Raw genomic sequence first — 20,371 nt, 5'->3', positions numbered from 1 at the left:
ATGGTTACGATCCAGCTCCAGATGCCTGACGGCGTCCAGGTCGAGGAAATGAGCGACACCTACGGGCGGTTTGTCGTCCAGCCGCTCGAACGCGGCTACGGTCTCACGATCGGCAACGCCTTCCGGCGCGTGCTGCTCTCGAGCCTCGGCGGCACCGCCATTACGGCCCTCAAGGTCGACGGCGTCCAGCACGAGTTCTCGACCGTCCCCGGCATGACCGAGGACATCTCCGACGTGATCCTCAACCTCAAGGGCGTGCGCTTCCGCGCGCACGAGGAGGACGAGGGTTCCATTTCTATCCTCCTCGAGGGCCCTGGTGAGTGGACGGCCAAGGACATCGCAGACGCTACGGCGGACTTCGACATCCTCAACCCCGACCACCACATCGCGTACCTCGCAGAGGACGCTGAAGTCCGCGTCGATCTCCGGATCGGGCAGGGACGCGGCTACATCCCCGCCGAGGAGAACAAGCGTGCAGACGACCCCATCGGCGTTGTCGCTGTGGATTCCATCTTCACGCCCATCCTGAACGTCAAGTACGAGGTCACCCCGACCCGCGTCGGTGACAGCCTCGACTTCGAGCGGCTCACGATGCAGATCGAGACCGACGGCTCCATCACGCCAGAGGACGCTCTCACCGAAGCGGCTGCGATCCTCCGGGATCACATCGGCCTCTTCGTCGAGGTGGACACGGCGCCGGAGGAAACGGAGGAGACGACCGAGGTCGACGCTGAGGTTCAGCGCGTCCGCGCCATCCTCCACCAGTCCGTCGACGACCTCGACCTCTCCGTCCGCGCACAGAACTGCCTGCGTGCGGCCTCCATCAAGACCATCGGCGACCTCGTCGGCCGGGAGGAGAGCGAGATGCTCAAGTTCCGCAACTTCGGCCGGAAGAGCTTGCAGGAGCTCGTCCAGGTCCTCGATGAGCGCGGCCTCCGCTTCGGCATGGAGGTCGGGCGCTACGCTGAACAGCCCGCCTAGCGGTTGTCGGTTCGCGGCCCGCGGCATTCCTGCGCGGGCCAGAGACCGAAAACCGACAACCAGAAACTGATATGCGACACGCAAACAAGAAAAAGCGGATCGGGCGGAATGCGTCCCACCGGAAAGCGACCCTCCAGGCGCTCTCTACCGCGCTGATCCGCCACAAGCGGATCGAGACCACCCTCGCCAAGGCGAAGGCGCTCCGGCCCTTCGTTGAGCCCATCATCCACCGCGCCCAGGACGACTCCACAGCGAGCCGTCGCCAGGCGTTCCGCAAGCTCCAGGACAAGGAGGCGGTCAAGGAGCTGTACGCCGAGATCGCGGGAGCCATTGACGGCCGCCCCGGCGGCTACACGCGGATCGTGAAGCTGGGCCAGCGCGGCGGCGACGCCGCGGAGATGGCGGTCATCGAGCTCGTCGACTTCAACGACGTCAAGCCCGAAGGCACCGGTGGCACGAAGCGCAAGACGCGCCGTTCGTCGTCCCGCCGTCGCGGCGGTTCCGCCGGCGCAGCTGCTACGTCTTCTTCGAAGGCCGAGGCTCCGCAGACGGAGGACACGCCAGACGCCGCGCCAGAGGCTTCTGGTGAGGAGAGCGAAGCCCCGGAGCAGCAGGAAGCTGAGGCTGTGGCCTCGGACTCCGCCAACCCGGACGCCACCGGCAACCCGCAGGTCCCCCAGACCGAGGCGGGCGCGGATCACCCCGACGCCGAGCAGGGTGCTGCAACCGGCACGGGCGAGCCGCCGCCAGAGGCGCAGGCCGAGAACCAGGGACGCAGCGCGGACAACCGCTAGGCCTCTGGCGCATCGCGTCTAGACCACGACGCCCCGCTCGGAATCTCCGGGCGGGGCGTTTTTTGTGGGGTTCGGGCGCCAGAGGCGCAGGCCTGCGTCGAGAGCTCGCGCGCTCCGGCGGCCTTACTCCTTGTCCTTCTGGCGCGCGTCGACGGTCGCCTTCTGTCGGTAGAGGTCGAGGTAGCTGGAGACGTCGTAGCGGTCGCCGTAGATCTCCTTCATCTTGCTCCACCGCAGCTCGCACGCGAGCCGGAACGCGGTGTCCTCCCCATAGCGCTTGATGGAGAACGAGGTGCCTCTGGCGACGCCCGGCTCCGGGTTCCAAGAGACGGCGTAGACCTCGTGCTTGATGCCGCGGCGGTCGCGCTTGTACGTGCGCGAGATGCCGACGACGCCTGTCGAGTTGTTCTTGTTATGGCGGATCAGGCGGCGCCGTGGCGCGGCCTCGGGCAGCGCGGCGACCTCGGCTTCGAGCTCCTCCCGGTACGCTGCTGCCGCTTCGTACGACTCCTCTCGACCCCCATGCTTCCGGTCAGAGAACAACTTGGAATACGTCTTGCCGTGTCGGTAGACCCGGACCTGCCAGCCGTGGGTAGAGTCGGAGTCGATCCGGATGACGCCTTTTGAGCGGGGCATGGATCGGAGAGTGCAAACGAAGAAAAGCCCTGGCTTTGGGCGGTGTTCACAAGCTACGATCCTGATCCGAATTAGGATGCGCCCTGGAACGACTGGAACGGATACGTAGCTACACGGCCTGCGCGTGTTGCTGAATACGTCTCTTCGCAGAATCAGCCGCAACGATGGAGAGAGCGACAGTCTGGTGCTCTCTACTCGACACCCATCCCGCCTCTGGCGTCTTGCAAGCGTGAGTCACGCCTCGCGAGAACGCGAAGATGACGCCGTGAAGGCCACTGTGCCCGTTCAGAGGCACGAGAGAGGGGCGGGGAATCGGGGGAAGGCGACCGATCGTTCTACAACGAACGCTCTGTTATACTCCAGGCCTAACCGGCTTCGCTTCGCCAGAGGCTAATGGCGGAAGGTCGTCCGATTCGAGCTTTGGTTCTGCCCAGCGGGCTCCTCGCTTTGAGGGCGGGTGCGCTCTGCGTCCGGACTAGGCCCTTCAATGCGTCCGGCCTTTCCAGCGGATCTTGGGCGCGAGCAGAAGCGCCAGAGGCAGCGTGGTCATGTAGAGGAAGAGAAAGCATTCGAACACGAGAAAGGACCCCGCTCGGAGTTGGTCGCCCTCAACGCGGGACGTCACCGCCGAGAGCAGCAGCGCATCTGCGCCGAGCTTGACGGCGAGGGCCGCGAGCCCGGCCGCTGGCGCTAGAGCCAGGCCGAGGAGCGGCACCAGGTGCGCGAGGTGGGCGAGTGCGTAGGCCGCCCACAGCGTCGGGCCCGCGCGCATTCCGCCTCGCGCCCAGCGGCGCCTCTGGCGATACGCGTGCGAAAACGAGCGCGCCGGCAGCGTGCGGACACGTGTGCTCGCGTGGAGCGGGAAGCGCACGCGCCAGAGGCCTTGGTCTGCGATGGCTTTGAACAGCGCGTAGTCCTCCGTCACGGAAAACGGGAGACCGGGGTAGCCGCCGACCGCGTCGTAGGCCTCGCGGCGAAAGGCGAGGTTGTTGCCCATCGCCGTCGCGGGCAGGCCCGCCTCGGTCAGCGCGCTCGCCACGCCTAGGAGGTAGCTCCAATCCAGCGACTGCGCCGCTTCAAAGCGCGTGCGAGCCTCCATCAGCGTGAGCCCTCCCGTGAGCCCAACGTCGGGGCCGAGCGAGCTAACAAGCCCGCGCACCCACGCCTCTGGCGGAGCGCAGTCGGCGTCGGTGACGAGCAGAACCGGAGCGTCGGTGGCGTCGAGTGCGGTGTGGATCGCGAGGGGTTTGCCACAAAGCGGGCCGTCGGGATCGGGGACGCTTACGAGACGAACGCGCGGCGTCGCCTCTGGCGCCAGAGGCGACGCGTACCGCTGGACGATCTCCGCCGTGCGGTCCGTGGAGTGGTCGTCGGCGACGATGATCTGGAGCCGGTCCGCCGGGTAGTCCTGCGCGAGGAGCGCGTCGAGGCACCTCGCGATAGAGACCTCTTCGTCGCGCGCAGCCACGAGGACGGCGACGTGCGGCCACTCCTCACCGGCGCCTCTGGCGCGATCCGCTTCCCCGCCAGAGGCATCTTCGCCGGGCGCCGTGCGGACGCGCCACGCGCACCACCCGACAAACGCGGCGTAGACAACGGCGACCGTCGCCAGCAGGGCGGGAAAGGGCACAGCGGGGGAGGAGGTGGACGCGCAAGATCGCCCCGGCCTCTGGCGCCAGAGGCGAAAGCGCGGCGGATCGGCGTGGGGCAAACTCCAGGAATGGCCGGGCAAGGTTCGGGGGCGCCGTCGGGCTAGCTTTCGGCCCCTCTCTTCCACACCTCTCGCTCATGTTTGACTGGCTCGCAGATCCGAATGCGTGGGTCGCGCTCGGGACGCTCACCCTTTTGGAGGTCGTCCTCGGGATCGACAACATCATCTTTATCTCGATCCTGACCGGCAAGCTGCCGGAGGAGCAACAGGCGCGCGGGCGCACCATCGGGCTCGGCCTCGCGATGGGCATGCGGATCCTGCTCCTGCTCTCACTCTCATGGGTGATGGGGCTGACGAGCACGCTGTTCGAGCTGCCGTTCCTGGACACGCTGATCGGATTCGGCGAGGGCGCAAGAGGCGTGGGTCACGGGGGCGTGCCGCCGGAGGGGACGCCAGGCGCGATCACGGGCCGGGATCTGATCCTGCTCCTGGGCGGCTTCTTCCTGATCGGCAAGAGCACCCACGAGATCCACAACAAGCTGGAAGGCGACGCCCACTCGTCTCAGGAGACCAAGAAGGCCGTCTCGTTTACGAGCGTCCTGATCCAGATCGCGATCTTGGACATCGTGTTCTCGCTGGACTCCGTCATCACGGCCGTCGGCATGGCCGACGAGATCATGGTCATGATCATCGCCGTCGTGATCGCCGTGGGCGCGATGATGGTCTTCGCGACGCCGATCTCCAACTTCGTGCACAAGCACCCGACGGTGAAGATGCTGGCGCTCGCGTTCCTGATCCTTATCGGTGTCACGCTCGTCGCCGAGGGCCTGGACCAACACGTCTCCAAGGGCTACATCTACTCCGCGATGGCATTCTCGCTGCTCGTCGAGTTTCTCAACATCGCGTCCAAAAAACGGAAGGGCACCCCGGAGCCGGTCGAGCTCCGCGAGCCGTACGCCGTGCCGGACGGGACGGGCGGGATGCCGTTCCCGGAGTCCATCCAGCGCCCCGTGCCCATGGCGCGGCCGAACGCGTAGGCCTCTGGCGCCAGAGGCGGCCGGGGAAGGCTTCCGGCCGCCGGGGCACCCGCGCGGGTGTCCGTACGTTCACGGTGTGACTTCCACGCCGTCCACGGCGTCCTGCTCGTGCACACCCCTCGCACATCCATGACGACCCGCCTCGTGCTCGCCGCCGCCTTTCTGGGCACCGGCGCCGCGCTCGGCTGCTCGGCGCAGAGCCCGCCGGAACCGCAGCCTCTGGCGCCCGCCGAGACCACCCAGACGACGCCCTTCGCCAGAGGCTCGTTGAGCCAGGCGCGCGATGGCGTCTTCTACGAGGAAGGCGAGGCCTCGCGCGATGGGACCGGCCGGTTTTACATGGGCCGCGAGATCGCGCTCGTGATGGACCACCGCGGCGCGGCGTGGCTGGAGCGCCCGGACCGCGCGCGCCAGGAGCGCCCGGACTTGCTCGTGGACGCGCTGGACCTCGCCCCCGACGCCGTGGTGGCAGACCTGGGCGCGGGCACGGGCTACTTCACGTTCCGCCTCGCGCCCCTCGTCCCAACGGGCAAGGTGCTCGCCGTCGACATCCAGCGCGAGATGCTCCAGATCGTCGCCGGGCGCGCAGAGGTGGAGAACGCGACGAACGTGGAGACCGTCATGGGCACGGTCTCAGACCCCGGTCTAGAGCCGGAGTCCGTGGACCTCACGCTGATCGTGGACGCGTACCACGAGTTCTCGCACCCGCGCGAGATGCTGGCTGCCATCCTCCGCGGCACGCGGCCGGGCGGTCAGCTCGTTCTCGTGGAGTACCGCGGCGAGGACCCCACGATCCCCATCAAGCGCCTTCACACGATGACGGAGAGGCAGGCCATCGCCGAGGTGGAGGCCAACGGCTGGCGCTTCGTGGAGAACCGCGACGTGCTCCCGCAGCAGCACATCCTCGTCTTCGAGAAGCCGGAGTAACCGACGCCCAACTGAGCCTCTGGCGCCAGAGGCGCGCCACGCACTCAGTCGCGGCAGGAGTGGACGTGCGCCAGAGGCCTCTGGCGTGAAGACCTGGGGCGTCGCGGGCGCGAGAAACGGCGGGGGCCCCGTTGGGGCAGGCGGCGTGCGATCTTGCCGTCCCCAGCCTCGCGCCCATGTACCCCCGCGTCAGCGACATCTTTCAGGATCTCTTCGGGTTCACCTCCCCGATCCCGCTCCACTCGTTTGGCCTCATGGTCGCGACGGCCTTTCTCGTCGCCGCGTGGCTGACGAAGAAGGAACTGGACCGGCTGTACAACCGTGGCCTCATCGCGCCCGTCCGCGCGACGGTTACGGACGCGAAGGGGCGGGAGAAGAGCAGCCTCGTCAGCCCCTCTGTCTACGTGTGGACGCTGATGGGCATCGGTGTCGTCGCGGGCATTGTGGGCTCCAAGCTGTTCAACATCCTCGATTTCTGGGACGAGTTCGTCCGCAACCCCGTCGAAGTCCTGTTCTCCGGCGCGGGGCTGACGTTCTACGGCGGCCTCATCCTCGCGACGCTCTCGGTGATGTGGTACGCGCGCAAAAAGAAGATCGAGGTGCCGCGTCTTTCGGATGCTGCCTCGCCGGGGCTCATGATTGCCTACGGCATCGGCCGCATCGGCTGCTACCTCTCCGGCGATGGTGACTGGGGCCTGTGCTCCACGCTCGCGGACAAGCCCGCCTGGGTCCCCGGCTTTCTCTGGACCGAAACCTTCCCTCGCGCCTACGTCTACGGCGGGCCGATCCAGGACCCGGTAACGTTCAACGCCCTCGCCAGACAGATCGAGTGTGACATCCCAGGCGCGATCGGCGTGTACCCGACGATGCTCTACGAGACGTTTGCCGCGCTCGTGCTCGGCGGGCTCCTGTGGATCATGCGCAAGCACCCGTTCAAGGCCGGCTGGCTCTTCTCGGTCTATCTCATCCTGACGGGCGCCGAGCGGTTCCTGATCGAGTTCATGCGCACCAACAAGGTCTGGGCGCTGGGCCTCTCGCAGTCGCAATGGATCTCCATCGGCCTGATCACGCTCGGCGCGATCGGCGTGGCGATGCTCACGCGACGCATCACCACGCCGCCCCAGGCGGGCACGCCCGGCGCCTCTGACGCGCCCGGCACGTCGGCCTCTGGCGACGCCGTCCCGGTCTCGGCATGAGCGCGGACGCCGTCGATCCTCGCGCGTTGCTCGCGCAGATCCTGGACCCGGTAGAGGCCTGGGAGGCCGAGCACGGCGCGTTCGAGGCACACCCCTCGCTCGGCGTGCCGCGCCAGAGGCTGGACGGCGCCATCGCGGAGTTCACCGCGCGCCTCACGGCGCCGACCGATGGCGAGGAGGACGGCATCTATCCGTTTTTCCACCCGCGCTACGCCGGGCAGATGCTCAAGCCGCCGCACCCGGTCGCATGGGCGGCCTACGCGGCGGCGATGCGGCTCAATCCCAACAACCACGCGCTCGACGGCGGCCCGGCCACGGGCAGGATGGAGAAGGAGGTGGTGGCGGATCTGGCCGCGATGTTCGGCTTCCCGGCCGAGCACCTGGGCCACCTGACCGGCGGCGGAACGGTCGCCAACCTCGAAGCGCTCTTCGTCGTCCGCGAGCTCGCGCGCGAAGCAGGCACGCCCCCAGCCATCGCGGTCAGCGAAGCGGCGCATTACACGCACGCCCGCATGGCGCACGTCCTCGGCCTGGACGTCGTCACGGTCCCGACCGACGACAGAGGCCGCATGGACCTCGGCGCGCTGGAGGGGCCTCTGGCAGAGGGCGCCGTGAGCGCCGTGGTCCTGACCGCCGGCACGACGGGGCTCGGAACGGTGGACCCCATCCGCGAGGGCATCGCGCTGTGCCGCCGCTACGGCGCGCGCGTCCACATCGACGCGGCGTACGGCGGCTTCTTCCGCCTGCTGGCCTCTGGCGAGAACGGAGAAGGGGAGACCTCTGGCGCCAGAGGCCTGAGCGGCTTCCCCGCCGGGGACTTCCTCGCGATCGAGGACGCCGACTCGGTCGTGGTGGACCCGCACAAGCACGGGCTCCAGCCCTACGGCTGCGGCGCCGTCCTCTTCCGCGATCCGTCGGTGGGCCGCTTCTACCGGCACGACTCGCCGTACACCTACTTCACGTCCGACGCGCTGCACCTGGGCGAGATCAGCCTGGAGTGCAGCCGCCCGGGAGCCGCCGCCGCTGCGCTGTGGCTCACGCTCCGCGCGCTACCCCTGGCGCCTGACGACGGGCTGGGCCCGGTCCTGGCCGCCACGCTCCGTGCCGCCCGCGCCTTCGCAAGAGGCATTGAGGCGTCGCCCGCGTTCCGTCTCTGGCGCGAGCCCGAACTCGACATCGTGGGCTACTACCCGGCCAGCGCGTCGCTCTCAGAGATCGACGCGGCCTCTGGCGCGCTGTTCGACCGCGCGATGGCCGCGCCAGAGGCCGTCTATCTCAGCCTCTACCGCGTGGACGCGGACGCCTTCCCGCCCGAGATCGTGCGCGACCGCCCGCACGCGCGCATCCTCCGCAGCGTGCTGATGAAGCCGGAGCACGAAGCGTGGGCCGAGAGCCTCGTGACGCGGCTGGAGGAGATGGTCTGAGCCTCTCGCGCTAGAGGCACGGTGCGGCGCCGCACTCGCCAGAGGCGCACGCTTTTCGTTTGTCCCGGACGCCAGTGGCTGGCACCTTGCCGCCTCACGACCGCACGCCGAGACATGTCCGATCCCACCATCGTCGCCGGGCGCAACCCCGTCCGCGAACTCCTCGACGCCGAGCCGTCGCGCATCGAAAAGATCATGCTCGCGCGGGGGAGCGGGCGCATCGAGGGCGCGCTGGAAAAGGTCCGCAAGGCCGCTAGCGCCGCAGGCGTACCGGTCCAGATGGTGCCGCAGCAGGCGCTGGAGCGCTCCGCCAAGGGTGCTGTGCACCAAGGCGTCGTCGCGCTCGTGGCGCCCATCGCCTACCGCGACGTGGACGAGTTGCTCAGCCAGATCGCGCCGACCAACGACGAGGTGCGCGAGCGGAAGCCGCTCGTCCTCGCGCTCGACGGCGTGGAGGACCCGCACAACTACGGCGCCATCATCCGCAGCGGCGTGGGCGCGGGCGTTGACGCGATGGTGGTGACGGAGAAAGGCATGGCGCCGCTTTCCGCGACCGCCGTCAAGGCCAGCGCCGGGACGGCGCTCCAGGCGCCTCTGGCGCGCACGCGCGACCTCGGCCGCGCGCTGGGTGCCATGAAGGAGCGCGGCTACTGGGTGGTGGGCCTGGAGGCCGCGCCAGAGGCCGACAGCCGCGCCACGACGGTCTGGGATTGGGACTGGGACCGCGCGACCGTTCTCGTCATCGGCAGCGAGGGCCGTGGCCTGAGCGTAGGCGTACGCAAGGCCTGCGACGGCCTCGCCGCGATCCCTATGCGCGGGCCGGCTGAGAGCCTCAACGCGAGCGTCGCCGCTGGCGTCGCGCTCTTTATCGCCACGAAGGACCGCCCTGCGAGCACGTGGGGCACGTCCGAGTGGGGCATGCCCGAAGCCGAGCCGAACGCGCCGGAAGGGGAGTAGGCCGGAGGCCTCTGGCGCCAGAGGCCGGGGGGCGCCGCCCGTGGGCCAGTGGCTACTCGCCGAGTTCGATCAGCAGGTCGTTCTTGCCGACCGCCGCGCCGGCCTCGGCGTGGACCGCCGCGACCGTCCCCGCTGCGGGCGCCTTCAGCTCGTTCTCCATCTTCATCGCCTCCAATACGGCCACGCCTTGGCCGGCTTCGACGGCGTCTCCGGGCTTGACGAGCACGCGGAGAACGAGTCCGGGCATCGGCGCGCGGATCTCGCGGTCGGCGGTGCTCGCGCCCGCGTCCATGCCGAAGGACTCCAGCAGAAGGTCTGTTGCCGTCTTGATCTCCACCGGGATCCGCTTGCCGTTCACCGTCGCGATCACAGAGCCGTCGTCCTGGCGCTCGATGCCGACGACGGTGGTTTTGCCGTTCTCCGTAAAGAGAACCGCGTGATCGTCCAGGCGCACGACGCGCGCGTCGCTGGCCTCGCCGTTGACGAGGAGCGTATCGCCATCGCGCTCTACGGTGAACGTGTGGTCGCCGGTACGGGCTTGGAGGGGGCCGGAAGGAAACTGCATAGGTGCGGGGAGTCGGCGGAAGATACCCGAAGGGGCTTGCACCTTCAGCGCGCGGGGTCCACCTTCCACGCACCCTCTTATGCTAACCCCCGCCGTCCTGCTCCACGCCTACCGCATCGGGTTCTTCCCGATGGCGGACCCGGACGACGGCGACCGCATCTACTGGTTCGCGCCGGACCCGCGCGCCATTCTCCCGCTCGATGGCCTCCGCGTCTCACGCTCGCTGCGCCAGAGGCTCCGCCGCGGAACGTACTCCGTGACGGTGGACCAGGCGTTTGAGGCCGTAATCGGGGCGTGCGCGCGCCCGGCTCCGGGCCGGGAGCAGACCTGGATCTCGGCCGAGGTGGAGTGGGCCTACACCGAGCTCCACCGCGAGGGCGCGGCGCATTCGGTGGAATGCTGGGATGCCTCTGGCGAGCTGGTCGGCGGCCTTTACGGCGTCGCGGTTGGGGGCGCGTTTTTCGGCGAGAGCATGTTCAGCCGCGCGACGGACGCCTCCAAGGTGGCGCTCGTGCACCTCGTGGAACGGCTTCGCGCCAGAGGCTTCGTGCTTCTCGACGTGCAGATGCAGACCGATCACCTCGCGAGCCTGGGCGTCGTCGAGATCCCGCGCGATGAGTACGAAGCGCGTCTGGCCGCCGCCGTGTCCCTACACGCCGACTGGCGCGGCGACGCGGTTGCCGCCTCTGGCGGAGGGTGTGAGGGTGTGAGGGTGTGAGGGTGTGAGGGTGTCCGCGGCCCGATTTGTTCCGCCGGAGGCCGCGTTCGGCACACACCTCTGGTGTTCGGCGTGGCCTCCGGCAGGGGCGTGTTGCACACGCCCGGCTCGCAGGATGCCTCCGGGTCCCGCCAGAGGCCTCTGGCGGTCGGATCGCCCCTCACCCTGTCCCTCTCCCGAGGGGAGAGGGGACCTCGCCTGTGGGTTCCAGGAATCCTCTGGCGCCAGAGGCGAGCGCGGGACAGCTTTACCCAGAACCCAGAACCCAGAACCCAGAACCCAGAACCCAGAACCCGCAACAGCCCCGCGCCTCGGGCGTTCTTGAGTCGCCCTGCCCCCGCCAGTCTATGCCAGCCGTGCTCGCCTTCCTCCTCGCCGCGCTTCTCGTGGTGCCCGCCCTCTCCGGTTGCACCGATCCCGGCCCGGCCGAAGCCCGCGCGCCAGAGGCCTCTGGCGCCGCCGCGCCGCCCGCCTCCAACGCGTTGCCCAACGCGGGCGAGTTGGTCGCCGCCGACACGCTCGTTGCGCTGGACGCCGAGACAAAGGCGCTCTTCACGTCCGTGATAGAACGCGCCGACGTCGAAGAGTGGGCCACATTGCCCTACGGCGAGTTGGTCCAGAAGGTGGGCGAGATGATGATCGGCCAGCCGTACATCGGGGGCTTGCTGGACGAGCCCGCTACGGAAACCCTCGTGGTCACGCTCCGCGCGTTCGATTGCGTGCTCTACATCGAGAACGTGCTCGCGCTCGCGAACGCTATCGCGACCGGTCAGACGGACCACGCCAGCTACGTGCGTGGGGTGCGCGAGCTCCGGTACCGCGGCGGCGAGATGGGCGCCTACTGCTCCCGCCTGCACTACTTCTCGGACTGGATCCGCGACAACGAGGCTCGCGGCACGCTCACCAACATCACCGAGGCCTCTGGCGGCGAAGCGTTCGACAAGCGCATCGACTTCATGTCCACGCACCGCGACGCGTACCCGCACCTCGCCGCAGACTCCTCGTACGCCTGCATCGTCGACATGGAAGCCGACCTCGCGGGGACCGAACTCTACTACATCCCGCAAAACCGGATCGCGCAGGCCTACGGCTTTATGCAGCCCGGCGACATCATCGCGACGGCGACGAGCATCGGCGGTTTGGACGTGACGCACACCGGGTTTGTCCACAAAACGGCCGCCCATACCGGGTTTATGCACGCCTCGCTTTCGTCCGAGCAGGTCAAGATCTCGGACGACTTGCAGAGCTACGTCCAGGGCATCAAGTCCCAGGTCGGCATCGTGCTCGTCCGCCCGAAGGACCCGCGCGGCTAGCCTACGCCGCCAGAGGCCGGGCGATGGGCCTCTGGCGGCGCGGTGAGCGGCTTTCGGCCGGCGCGGTGAGCGGCTTTCGGCCGGCTCTGGCACCTGGCGCGCTCTTTCCCGAAGGCTTCCGCCTCTGGCGCCAGAGGTGGCGGTAGACTTCGTGCTCCCGCCCGTCTCTGTTTCTAGCCCCCAGTCCTCGTGAAGGAGCTTTCCCGTATCGGCGTGCTCACCTCTGGCGGTGACGCTCCCGGCATGAACGCCTGCATCCGCGCTGCCGTCCGCCGCGCGCTCGCCGAAGGTCTGGAGGTTGTCGGCATCCGGCGCGGCTACGCGGGCATGATTGACGGCGACTTCGTGGAGATGGACCGCCTCTCGGTCTCCAACATTTTGCAGCAAGGCGGTACCATCCTCAAGAGCGCCCGCAGCAAAGCGTTCCGCACGAAAGAGGGACGCGAGCGCGCCGCCGAGCACCTCAAGGCGCACGGCGTGGACGCCCTCGTCGTCATCGGTGGCGATGGCACGCTGGAGGGCGCGACGCGCCTGGGCGAGGAGCACAACATCGCCGTGGTCGGCTGCCCGGGCACGATCGACAACGACCTCTTCGGAACCGACGAAACCATCGGCTTCGACTCGGCGCTGAACACCGCGCTAGAGTCCATCGACAAGATCCGCGACACGGCCGACGCGCACGACCGCCTGTTCCTCATCGAGGTGATGGGCCGCGACACGGGCTTTATCGCGCTCTCGTGTGGCATCGGCGGCGGCGCCGAATTGGTCCTCATCCCCGAGATGCTGACTGACATGGGCGCGATCAAGGAGCGCATCCTCTCGCTGATGTCCAGCCAGAGCCGCTCCAGCATCGTCGTCGTCGCCGAGGGCGACGAGTTGGGCGGCGCGCAGAAAATCGCCGAGGCGCTCCGCGAAGAAAGCGCCTTTGACGACATCGACACGCGCGTGACCGTTCTCGGCCACGTCCAGCGTGGCGGCAGCCCGACGGCCCGCGACCGCGTCCTAGCCAGCCGCCTCGGCAACGCCGCGGTGGAGGCGCTCTTGGAAGGCCACTCCGGCGTCATGGTCGGCATCGTCAACAACGACGTCAAGCTGACGCCCATCCGCAACGTGTGGGGGCGCAAGAAAGAAGTGGACTACGACCTGCTCCAACTCACGGCGCTGCTGAGCTAGCCTCTGGCGCCAGAGGCCTCCGGGCACAGAGTCCCGAGATCTCGGGAGCCGTGACAACCCGCCCGCGTCGTTTCTTGCGGTTCGTCCGCCGCCCCCGTCGCATGCCCGCTCCCGTCCGTCTCGCTGTCGTCGAAGACCGCGACGACCTCCGCCAGAGGCTCCTCCAACGGCTCGCGCTGTTCGACGAGGTGGAGGTGCTCTTCTCCTCGGCCGACGGTGCCGCCTTTCTCGCCGATCTCGCGCTCGCGCCTCTGGCGCCAGAGGTCGTGCTGATGGACATCGAGATGCCGGAGATGGACGGCGTGGAAGCCACGCGGCACCTCAAGGCAGAGCACCCGGAGATCGAGGTGGTAATGTTGACGGTGTTCGACGCCGAGGCGCGCATCGAGTCCGCCCTCGCCGCTGGCGCCAGCGGCTACCTCCTCAAGGAAGAGCCCGCCGATAGGATCGTGGACGCGGTACTCGACCTCCGGAAGGGCGGCGCCCCCGTCAGCGCCCGCGTGGCGCGCACGCTCGTCGAGCGCGTCCGCGCTGACGCCAGCCGCGCGCACGAGGCCGAGCGGGAGCGCGCGGCCCTCGGCCTCACGCCGCGTGAGCAGGAGGTTCTCGCCCTGATCGCGAGGGGCGACACCGATGACGGCATGGCCGCTGCGATGGGCGTGAGCGTCCACACGGTCCAGAGCCACGTCAAGAGCCTCTACCGCAAGCTGGACGTGCACAGCCGGGGCGAGGCCTCGCGCCGCGCAGTCGAACTCGGCGTCGCCTAACCGGCTCAAGGGACTCCGGCGCCAGAGGCCTCTGGCGTTGCGGCGAGACCGGGAGGGTATACGGCGCCTGTACCCACTCCCGCCTCTCCGAATGCGTCGTCTCGCCCTCCTCCTCGTGCTTCCTCTCGCTCTCACCGCCTGTGACTCCGGCGGCGAAGAGGAGATCACCAGCGTGCGCATCACCAACGTCACCGTGGACCAGATCCCCGAGAACAAGCCGGACGGCTCCGATTGGGACAACGCGGTCGGCAGTGGTGGTCCAGACGTGTACGTCCGCGTTCGCCTCGATGGCGTGGATGTCGCGACGACGAGGGACCGCGAGTTCGGCGACCTCGACCAAGATGAGCTGCCGCAGACGTTGAACATCGGCGGGACGATCTCGCTCAACCAACTCGATCGCTCGCTCTCTTTCCAGGTAGTCGACAAGGACGGCGGCGCCGCGAGCGCGGACGACATCATGGGAACGACGGCCGCGGTGGCCGTGCAGTCGTTGGTGGACGGCAACGTCCGGGTCCGCTCCTTCCAGGACACCGCCGCGGGGGTCGACCTGCGCGTCACCTTCGACTACAACTAAGCGCGTCGGCACCGAAGCATCGCGGGCACGATCTTGTGATCCCGCGACGCCCACGCTCCGATGCCACAGCTCCTGCTCTCGCGCATTCTCCCGCTTCTCCTCATCGGAGTGGTAGCGGGTTGCGACTCGAACCCTCTGCGAGCCAACGATGTGCGCAGAGGGTTCGTCCGGACGTTCGAACTCGAAGACTTCCCATTGGTCCAGCCCGACGGCAACGAATGGGACAGCGGCCTCACGTCTCCGAACCCGGACATCTACCTCGTATTGGAGACGAGGTCCGGGGAACTGATCATCGAGACGGCTCCGATTCCCAATGTGGACAGCCGTGACCTCCCCGTCTTTTACGATGTCCCGGCCACCGAGGTCGGCATTGACGAGGAGGTCTACGTGGTGTTGTACGACGACGACGGGCTCTTGGACGACGAGTTCATCGACGAGATCGGCCCGTTTCGGCTGGGCGACTACCTAGAGAGCGATCTCAACGAGTCGTTCCGCGTGACCAGCGGGAGCGGCGATACCGAAGTCCGCCTCAGCGTACGCTGGAGCGACTAGCGCCGTCGGTCGCTCCAGCCGGCCTCTGGCGCCAGAGGCCAGTGACGCTAGGGGCGAGCGGTCAGATCACCGTCCCGTCCGGGATGATGGCGTTCTTAGCGAGCACGACGACGCCGTCGCGGATGTACCAGCCGTCGCCGTCGGCGTCCGGCTTGTTGCTGGCGTCGGTGATGCGGCAATCGGCGCCGATCTGGACGTTTTTGTCGATGATGGCCCCCTCTACTAGGCTCCTCGGACCAACGCCCGGGTTGGGTGGCGGGTTGATGCCGGGACGCCGCTCGGCATCGCGCCAGGGGAGGTAGTCGGCACCGAGCATGACGGTGCGCCGCAGCGTCGAGCCCTCGCTGAGATAGGAGCGGATGCCGACCACGGAGTTCTCGATGGTGGCGTTGGTGATGACTGAGCCCTCGCCGATGATGGAGTCCCGGATGTGGGAGTTCTGGATCTTGGCCGGCGGCAACATGCGCGCCCGGGTGTAGAGCGGCGCGTCCTCGTCGTAGAGGTCGAACTGCGGTTGGGGGACGGCGAGGTCGAGGTTCGCGTCGTAAAACGAGCGCACGGTCCCGATGTCGGACCAGTAGCCGTCGTGCGGGTAGCTCACCACGCGCCGCTGCTCGATGGCCGCAGGGATGATCTGCTTGCCGAAGTCGATCTCCTCGGGGTTTGCGCCGAGCACGTCTCCAAGCGCCTCGCGCTCGAACATGTAGATGCCCATGCTCGCGAGGTAGATGCGTCCCTGCTCGCGCATCTTAGCGGAGACGGGGCTTTCCAGCCCGTCGAGCTTGTCTCGCGCGGGCTTCTCGTGGAACTCCGTGATCACGCCAGAGGCGTCGGTCTTGAGAATGCCGAACGCTGGCGCCTCGTCGGCCGTGACCGGGATGGTGGCAACGGTCAGGTCCGCCCTCGACGCGGTGTGGTGCTGCCCGAAGGTGGCGAAGTTCATCCGGTAGAGCTGATCGCCCGAGAGGATGAGCACGCGGCGGTGCGGGTACGGGTTGATGTGCGGGAGCACCTGACGCACGGCGTCCGCAGTCCCCTGAAACCACTCCTTCGAATCCGCGGTCTGCTCCGCAGCCAGGATGGAGACGAACCCGTGGCCGAACCGGTCGAAGCGGTAGGCGCGCGAGACGTGCCGGTTGAGGCTCGCGGAGTTGTACTGCGTGAGGACGAACATGCGCAGCAACTCGCTGTTGATGCAGTTCGAGATCGGCACGTCGATCAGCCGGTACTTCCCCGCCAGAGGCACGGCGGGCTTGGAACGGTGGTCGGTGAGGGGGAAGAGCCGGGTCCCGGCGCCACCGCCGAGGATGACCGCGAGAGTGTCACGCATGAGAAAGAAGGGAGAAGGAGAGGGCCAGGGGAGTCCTACGCGCGAGTGCGCGAGAAGAACCCGCCTCTGGCGCCAGAGGTGGAAATCAAGCGCCGAGAGCGTTGTACAGGTGAACGTAGGCGCTCGCGGACGCCGCCCACGAGTGGTCCGCGGCCATGCCGTTGTGCTGGAGCCGACGGTACGCCTCTGGCGCCGCGAACACGTCTAGCGCGCGGCGCACGGCGTCCACGAAGGCGTCCTCGGTGAAAGCGTCGAACGCGAAGCCCACGCCGGCCTCCCCGTCCCACGGCCGGACCGTATCGCGCAACCCGCCGACCGCGTGGACGATGGGCGGGGTGCCGTAGCCCATCGCGTAGAGCTGGCCCAGACCGCACGGCTCGCTTCGCGAGGGCATCAGGAAAAAGTCGCCCGCGGCGTAGAGCCGGTGCGCGAGCGCGTTGTCGAAGGCGAGCGTGACGGAGAGACGGCTGGCCTCGGCGCCAGAGGCGAGCCGGCGCATCTGCGCTTCGTACTCGGGGGCGCCGGAGCCGAGGAGGGCGATCCGCGCGTCCGTCTCCTCCAGGATCCGCGCGAGGGCTCCGGGCAGGATCTCGGCGCCCTTCTCGCGCATGAGCCGCCCGACAAACGTGAGCAGCGGGCCTCTGGCGTCCACCCCGAGTTCGGCGCGGACGGCGCGCTGGGTCTCGGCCTTGCCGCTGAGGTCGGCAGCAGAGAAAGGCGCCGGCAGGTGCCGGTCCGTTGCGGGGTCCCACTCCGACGTGTCCACGCCGTTGACGATGCCGGTGAAACGGTCCGCAGCGGCGCGGAACTCGTGCGCGAGGCCGTGCGCCATCTCGTCGTCGGCCTGAAGCTCCTGCGCGTAGCTGGGGCTGACGGTCGTGACGGCATCGGCGTAGCGGAGCGCGGCCTTCATGCTGTTGAGCGTGCCGCCCAGGCGCACGGCTTCTGACGGGACCTCCGGGGCGCCCATGTTCTTCCAGACGGCCTCTGGCGCCCACCCCTGGTGGTCGGCGCTGTGAACGGTGAAAACGGTCGGCACGGTTGCTAGAGACGAGAACCGAGCGTCGTGCTTCAAGAGCGCCGGGACAAAGCCGACGTGGTGGTCGTGCAGGTGGAGAACGTCCGGCGAGAAGCCCTCGCCTGCGGCGAGCCAGTCCAGCGCGGCGAGTTGGAAGACCGGGAAACGGTCGTCGGCGTTCTCGAACGGGAGGTTGCCGGGGCCGAAATAGACGCCCTCGGCGCCAAAGTGCTCGGGCTGATGTAGTAGAAAGAGCGGCGCACCGTCCTCCCGTTCGGCGCGGTAGATCGCGTATGCGAGAGGCTTCTCCCCGTACCGGATCTCGCCGGCAGCCACGCGCGCCAGAGGCCCGGCCTTGGTGGCGACTGCTCCCTCGGGGCCGCCGTAGAGCGGCATCAGGCCCGCGCTCTGGACGCCGAGGCCTGCGAGCGCGCCAGGCAGCGCGCCGACGACATCGGCGAGCCCTCCTACTTTGGCGAACGGGGCGCACTCGGCGGCGAGGTGGAGGACGGTCACAGCAGCGGGGGAGAGGTGGAACAGACGCGGCCTCTGGCGGCACGCTCCCTAGTGTATCCACACAACGCGTGTAGCTGCACGCCCGCTTCGCCGCTACAAATGAGCGTACGGCCTCATCTTCTCGAGCGTTTTCGGCCCGATCCCCCTGACGCCCGTGATGGCGTCGACGCTGCGAAACGGTCCGTTCTGATTCCGGTAGTCGATGATCCGCTGCGCGATGGCGGGCCCCACACCGGGCAGCCGTTGGAGGTCCTGGAGGCTCGCCGTGTTGAGGTTTGCCCGGCCGGCTTCCTTGCGCCCAGAGGCTCTCCCGGCCGTCACCGGCGGGGGCGGTAGCGGCGCCTCCGCGCCAGAGGCCTGGGTGGTATCGGGCGGGACCGCCTCTGGCGGGGTCGGGATGGAGTCCAGCAGCGCGAAGGGGGCCGCGGCCGGCTCAGGCCCCAGCACCTGCGCGGCGGGGACCGCGGCGCGAGAGGCGGCGGCAAACGCGGCGTCGGACTCCGAGTACAGCTCGGAGGAGGGCGCGCCCGCGTGCTGCTGGAGCTCGAACGCGCCCATGCCGAGCGCGCCTGCCAGCGTCAGCGCCAGTAGCCCGGACCCCTCGGGGGAGGTCAGGCGGAGGGCGTTCTGAAACCGGTAGAGGACGCGCATAAGGGCGAACGGGACCACCCGGTAGACCCCGCGCGTGCGCCGGTCTAACAGCCGTTACTCCTCGCGAGATGGACTGAGCCCGCGGTCTCGCCAGAGGCCTCTGGCGGGGCACCGCGTCGGAACTCGGGCGTAGGCCCGCCATGATCGTCCGCACCGACGCCGTCGTCCTCCGCTCGTTCGACTACGGCGAGACCAGCCGCATCGTCACGTTGCTCACGCGCCAGAACGGCATCGTGGGCGCGATGGCGAAGGGCGCGCGCCGCCCCACCAGCACGTTCGGCTCCACGCTCCAGCCGGGGTCGTACGTCCAGGCGGTGTACTACTACAAGCCCGAGCGCGGGCTTCAGACGCTGCGCGAGGTCTCGCACCTCCAGCGCTTTCCGCGCCTCACCACGGACCTGGAACGCGTTACGCTCGCACTCCGCGCGCTCGAACTCACGCGTGCCCTCCTCGACGAGGGAGACGTGCAGCCTCTGGCGCTCGAAGCGCTCGCCCGCACGCTCACGTTCTTGGACGCCGCCGAAGACCGGCTGGGTAACGCGCTGCTCTGGTTCCAGCTCCACTTCGCCAACCTCCTGGGGTTCTCACCCGACCTCCACCGCGCCGAACTCGACGCGCTCCCGGACGAGGGCGGCGTGCTGCTGCTCGAAACCGGAGCCGTGCGGGACGCCGCGGACGGGCCGCGCCAGATCGCTGCAAGCCGCGCGGCGCTGCGCGCCTTTGCGGTGTTCGCCCGGGTGGACCTGCAGACGGCCGGGAGGATGACGCTCGACGCCGACGTGCGCTCCGAAGTCGAGACGTTGGTGGACGCGTATCTCGCCGTCCACGCGGGGAGTAACGTGCCAGACCGTGTGCGTCGCATCGCGGGGGAGATTGGAGCCGGACGCGAGGAGGTCTGAGCCGGAGGCCCGTAAGTTGTGTCCTAACATATGAGTCTCTACTTTCAGCGGACTCCATCCCGGCTTCCACCCCTCCCATGAGCCGCCGTCATCTCACGCAAAAGCAGCACCAGTTCCTCGAATACCTACAGGAGGCGGTCTCCGAAACGAAGGTGTGGCCCACGTACCGTGAGATCGTAGACCACTTCGGCTACCGGTCCCCGAACTCGGTTACGCAGAACCTCCAGGCGCTCTCGAAGAAGGGGTTTCTGCGCCGTGATACGGACGGCTACCACCTCGTGGACCGCAACGGGCGGGATGGCAGCATCGGCGTGCGCTGGTCGGTCAAGGGGGGCGCACTGACGCCGCAGCCGGGCTCCGACCGGCTCACGTTGCAGACGCTCCTGCGCGGCGAGGCCGTCCACGCGTTGCGCCTGGACCCGCAGACAAAGAGGGACGAGGAGTTGAGCAATGCCCGCTTCGTCTTCGTCTCCGACAGCGAGGACGTCGTCGAGGGCGATCCCATCGTGATCTTGGATGAGGGGAAGATCCGCCTGAAGCAGGCCGGGGAGGACCTCGGCAACGCCGAGGCGCTCGGCGTGTACGCCGGCCACGCGGGTCCGTACGGCCTCGTGCTCCCTTTTAGCGAAGGCACCCACCCCGCCGCAGCCCTTTCGGCCGAGTCCGTGGGGCAGCGCAGCGGCATGCGTCAC

20 protein-coding genes and 1 pseudogene are annotated in these 20,371 nt (G+C 68.5%); 15 read left to right on the top strand and 6 right to left on the bottom strand.

The window, feature by feature from the left end:
• Window positions 1-21: 21 nt before the first annotated feature.
• Both BSZ36_RS12265 and rplQ read left to right on the top strand, forming a co-directional pair.
• Window positions 22-981 (top strand): DNA-directed RNA polymerase subunit alpha, encoded by a 960-nt coding sequence (locus BSZ36_RS12265; protein WP_094551308.1) that lies wholly within the window; start codon window positions 22-24, stop codon window positions 979-981.
• 71 nt (window positions 982-1,052) lie between these two features.
• Window positions 1,053-1,604, top strand: a pseudogene (gene rplQ, locus BSZ36_RS20105) (50S ribosomal protein L17); the annotation flags it as partial.
• 294 nt (window positions 1,605-1,898) lie between these two features.
• Here the strand turns inward: rplQ and BSZ36_RS12255 are convergent.
• Both BSZ36_RS12255 and BSZ36_RS12250 read right to left on the bottom strand, forming a co-directional pair.
• Window positions 1,899-2,411, bottom strand: coding sequence for a hypothetical protein (locus BSZ36_RS12255; RefSeq protein WP_094549354.1), 513 nt, complete (start codon window positions 2,409-2,411; stop codon window positions 1,899-1,901).
• Between the two features lie 484 nt (window positions 2,412-2,895).
• Window positions 2,896-4,041: a glycosyltransferase gene (locus BSZ36_RS12250; protein ID WP_179271170.1), complete on the bottom strand. Its 1,146-nt coding sequence runs from the start codon at window positions 4,039-4,041 to the stop codon at window positions 2,896-2,898.
• A 158-nt stretch (window positions 4,042-4,199) separates the two neighbouring features.
• On the opposite strand from BSZ36_RS12250, the gene BSZ36_RS12245 reads away from it, so the two are divergent.
• The 5 genes from BSZ36_RS12245 to rlmB all read left to right on the top strand — a co-directional run bounded on the left by BSZ36_RS12245 (window position 4,200) and on the right by rlmB (window position 9,603).
• Complete coding sequence (locus tag BSZ36_RS12245) at window positions 4,200-5,099, top strand: TerC family protein (protein WP_094549350.1); 900 nt, start codon at window positions 4,200-4,202, stop codon at window positions 5,097-5,099.
• Window positions 5,100-5,228: 129 nt separating this feature from the next.
• Entirely contained in the window at window positions 5,229-6,026 is a 798-nt protein-coding gene (locus BSZ36_RS12240; RefSeq protein ID WP_094549348.1) for a class I SAM-dependent methyltransferase, read from the top strand.
• 176 nt (window positions 6,027-6,202) lie between these two features.
• Window positions 6,203-7,222, top strand: a complete 1,020-nt coding sequence (locus BSZ36_RS12235; protein WP_094549346.1) for a prolipoprotein diacylglyceryl transferase — start codon at window positions 6,203-6,205, stop codon at window positions 7,220-7,222.
• Window positions 7,219-8,646, top strand: coding sequence for a pyridoxal phosphate-dependent decarboxylase family protein (locus BSZ36_RS12230; RefSeq protein ID WP_094549344.1), 1,428 nt, complete (start codon window positions 7,219-7,221; stop codon window positions 8,644-8,646). Before BSZ36_RS12235 ends, BSZ36_RS12230 begins: the two co-directional genes overlap by 4 nt.
• 114 nt (window positions 8,647-8,760) lie before the next feature.
• Window positions 8,761-9,603 (top strand): 23S rRNA (guanosine(2251)-2'-O)-methyltransferase RlmB, encoded by an 843-nt coding sequence (gene rlmB / locus BSZ36_RS12225; RefSeq protein ID WP_094549342.1) that lies wholly within the window; start codon window positions 8,761-8,763, stop codon window positions 9,601-9,603.
• A 52-nt stretch (window positions 9,604-9,655) separates the two neighbouring features.
• Here rlmB and BSZ36_RS20025 read toward each other — a convergent pair whose 3' ends face one another.
• The gene (locus BSZ36_RS20025; protein WP_094549340.1) at window positions 9,656-10,168 is read right to left on the bottom strand and encodes an acyl-CoA carboxylase biotin carboxyl carrier protein subunit; all 513 of its coding nucleotides are present in this window, start codon (window positions 10,166-10,168) and stop codon (window positions 9,656-9,658) included.
• A 79-nt stretch (window positions 10,169-10,247) separates the two neighbouring features.
• Between BSZ36_RS20025 and aat the strand changes: the two genes are divergently transcribed.
• From aat to BSZ36_RS12190, 6 genes are all read left to right on the top strand, one after another.
• The gene (gene aat, locus BSZ36_RS12215; RefSeq protein ID WP_094549338.1) at window positions 10,248-10,886 is read left to right on the top strand and encodes a leucyl/phenylalanyl-tRNA--protein transferase; all 639 of its coding nucleotides are present in this window, start codon (window positions 10,248-10,250) and stop codon (window positions 10,884-10,886) included.
• A 347-nt stretch (window positions 10,887-11,233) separates the two neighbouring features.
• On the top strand, window positions 11,234-12,199 hold the full coding sequence (locus BSZ36_RS12210; RefSeq protein WP_094549336.1) for an N-acetylmuramoyl-L-alanine amidase-like domain-containing protein: 966 nt from the start codon (window positions 11,234-11,236) through the stop codon (window positions 12,197-12,199).
• A 189-nt stretch (window positions 12,200-12,388) separates the two neighbouring features.
• Entirely contained in the window at window positions 12,389-13,372 is a 984-nt protein-coding gene (gene pfkA, locus BSZ36_RS12205) for a 6-phosphofructokinase (RefSeq protein WP_094549334.1), read from the top strand.
• 101 nt (window positions 13,373-13,473) lie between these two features.
• Window positions 13,474-14,139 (top strand): response regulator, encoded by a 666-nt coding sequence (locus BSZ36_RS12200; RefSeq protein WP_094549332.1) that lies wholly within the window; start codon window positions 13,474-13,476, stop codon window positions 14,137-14,139.
• A gap of 91 nt (window positions 14,140-14,230) precedes the next feature.
• On the top strand, window positions 14,231-14,713 hold the full coding sequence (locus BSZ36_RS12195) for a C2 domain-containing protein (RefSeq protein ID WP_094549330.1): 483 nt from the start codon (window positions 14,231-14,233) through the stop codon (window positions 14,711-14,713).
• Window positions 14,714-14,773: 60 nt separating this feature from the next.
• Window positions 14,774-15,265 carry a hypothetical protein gene (locus BSZ36_RS12190; protein WP_094549328.1) on the top strand — a complete coding sequence of 164 codons (492 nt, stop codon included), beginning with the start codon at window positions 14,774-14,776 and terminating at the stop codon, window positions 15,263-15,265.
• A gap of 61 nt (window positions 15,266-15,326) precedes the next feature.
• Here the strand turns inward: BSZ36_RS12190 and BSZ36_RS12185 are convergent, their stop codons facing one another.
• From BSZ36_RS12185 to BSZ36_RS12175, 3 genes are all read right to left on the bottom strand, one after another.
• Window positions 15,327-16,595, bottom strand: coding sequence for a glucose-1-phosphate adenylyltransferase (locus tag BSZ36_RS12185; protein WP_094549325.1), 1,269 nt, complete (start codon window positions 16,593-16,595; stop codon window positions 15,327-15,329).
• An 85-nt stretch (window positions 16,596-16,680) separates the two neighbouring features.
• Window positions 16,681-18,129, bottom strand: coding sequence for a glycogen synthase (locus tag BSZ36_RS12180; RefSeq protein ID WP_179271169.1), 1,449 nt, complete (start codon window positions 18,127-18,129; stop codon window positions 16,681-16,683).
• Window positions 18,130-18,222: 93 nt separating this feature from the next.
• Complete coding sequence (locus BSZ36_RS12175) at window positions 18,223-18,780, bottom strand: ComEA family DNA-binding protein (RefSeq protein WP_094549321.1); 558 nt, start codon at window positions 18,778-18,780, stop codon at window positions 18,223-18,225.
• 140 nt (window positions 18,781-18,920) lie between these two features.
• Here BSZ36_RS12175 and recO point away from each other — a divergent pair, with 140 nt between their 5' ends.
• Both recO and BSZ36_RS12165 read left to right on the top strand, forming a co-directional pair.
• A complete protein-coding gene (gene recO / locus BSZ36_RS12170) occupies window positions 18,921-19,679 on the top strand; it encodes a DNA repair protein RecO (RefSeq protein ID WP_094549319.1) in 759 nt (252 codons plus the stop codon).
• A 77-nt stretch (window positions 19,680-19,756) separates the two neighbouring features.
• Window positions 19,757-20,371 (top strand): LexA family protein (locus tag BSZ36_RS12165; RefSeq protein ID WP_094549316.1); only part of this gene is annotated, 615 nt, incomplete at its 3' end.

The sequence above is a fragment of the Rubricoccus marinus genome (assembly GCF_002257665.1).
GTDB classification, from domain to species: Bacteria; Bacteroidota; Rhodothermia; order Rhodothermales; family Rubricoccaceae; genus Rubricoccus; species Rubricoccus marinus.
The sequence above is the reverse complement of the archived record's forward strand: the minus strand, read 5'-3'. Positions and strand labels throughout refer to the sequence as shown.

Coding starts and splice junctions, on each gene's coding strand:
- BSZ36_RS12245 (WP_094549350.1), top strand. CDS start 4,200: ATGTTTGACTGGCTCGCAGATCCGAATGCGTGGGTCGCGCTCGGGACG.
- BSZ36_RS12230 (WP_094549344.1), top strand. CDS start 7,219: ATGAGCGCGGACGCCGTCGATCCTCGCGCGTTGCTCGCGCAGATCCTG.
- BSZ36_RS12190 (WP_094549328.1), top strand. CDS start 14,774: ATGCCACAGCTCCTGCTCTCGCGCATTCTCCCGCTTCTCCTCATCGGA.
- BSZ36_RS12195 (WP_094549330.1), top strand. CDS start 14,231: ATGCGTCGTCTCGCCCTCCTCCTCGTGCTTCCTCTCGCTCTCACCGCC.
- BSZ36_RS12175 (WP_094549321.1), bottom strand. CDS start 18,780: ATGCGCGTCCTCTACCGGTTTCAGAACGCCCTCCGCCTGACCTCCCCC.
- BSZ36_RS12255 (WP_094549354.1), bottom strand. CDS start 2,411: ATGCCCCGCTCAAAAGGCGTCATCCGGATCGACTCCGACTCTACCCAC.
- aat (WP_094549338.1), top strand. CDS start 10,248: ATGCTAACCCCCGCCGTCCTGCTCCACGCCTACCGCATCGGGTTCTTC.
- rlmB (WP_094549342.1), top strand. CDS start 8,761: ATGTCCGATCCCACCATCGTCGCCGGGCGCAACCCCGTCCGCGAACTC.
- BSZ36_RS12185 (WP_094549325.1), bottom strand. CDS start 16,595: ATGCGTGACACTCTCGCGGTCATCCTCGGCGGTGGCGCCGGGACCCGG.
- BSZ36_RS12235 (WP_094549346.1), top strand. CDS start 6,203: ATGTACCCCCGCGTCAGCGACATCTTTCAGGATCTCTTCGGGTTCACC.
- BSZ36_RS12265 (WP_094551308.1), top strand. CDS start 22: ATGCCTGACGGCGTCCAGGTCGAGGAAATGAGCGACACCTACGGGCGG.
- recO (WP_094549319.1), top strand. CDS start 18,921: ATGATCGTCCGCACCGACGCCGTCGTCCTCCGCTCGTTCGACTACGGC.
- BSZ36_RS20025 (WP_094549340.1), bottom strand. CDS start 10,168: ATGCAGTTTCCTTCCGGCCCCCTCCAAGCCCGTACCGGCGACCACACG.
- BSZ36_RS12200 (WP_094549332.1), top strand. CDS start 13,474: ATGCCCGCTCCCGTCCGTCTCGCTGTCGTCGAAGACCGCGACGACCTC.
- BSZ36_RS12210 (WP_094549336.1), top strand. CDS start 11,234: ATGCCAGCCGTGCTCGCCTTCCTCCTCGCCGCGCTTCTCGTGGTGCCC.
- BSZ36_RS12240 (WP_094549348.1), top strand. CDS start 5,229: ATGACGACCCGCCTCGTGCTCGCCGCCGCCTTTCTGGGCACCGGCGCC.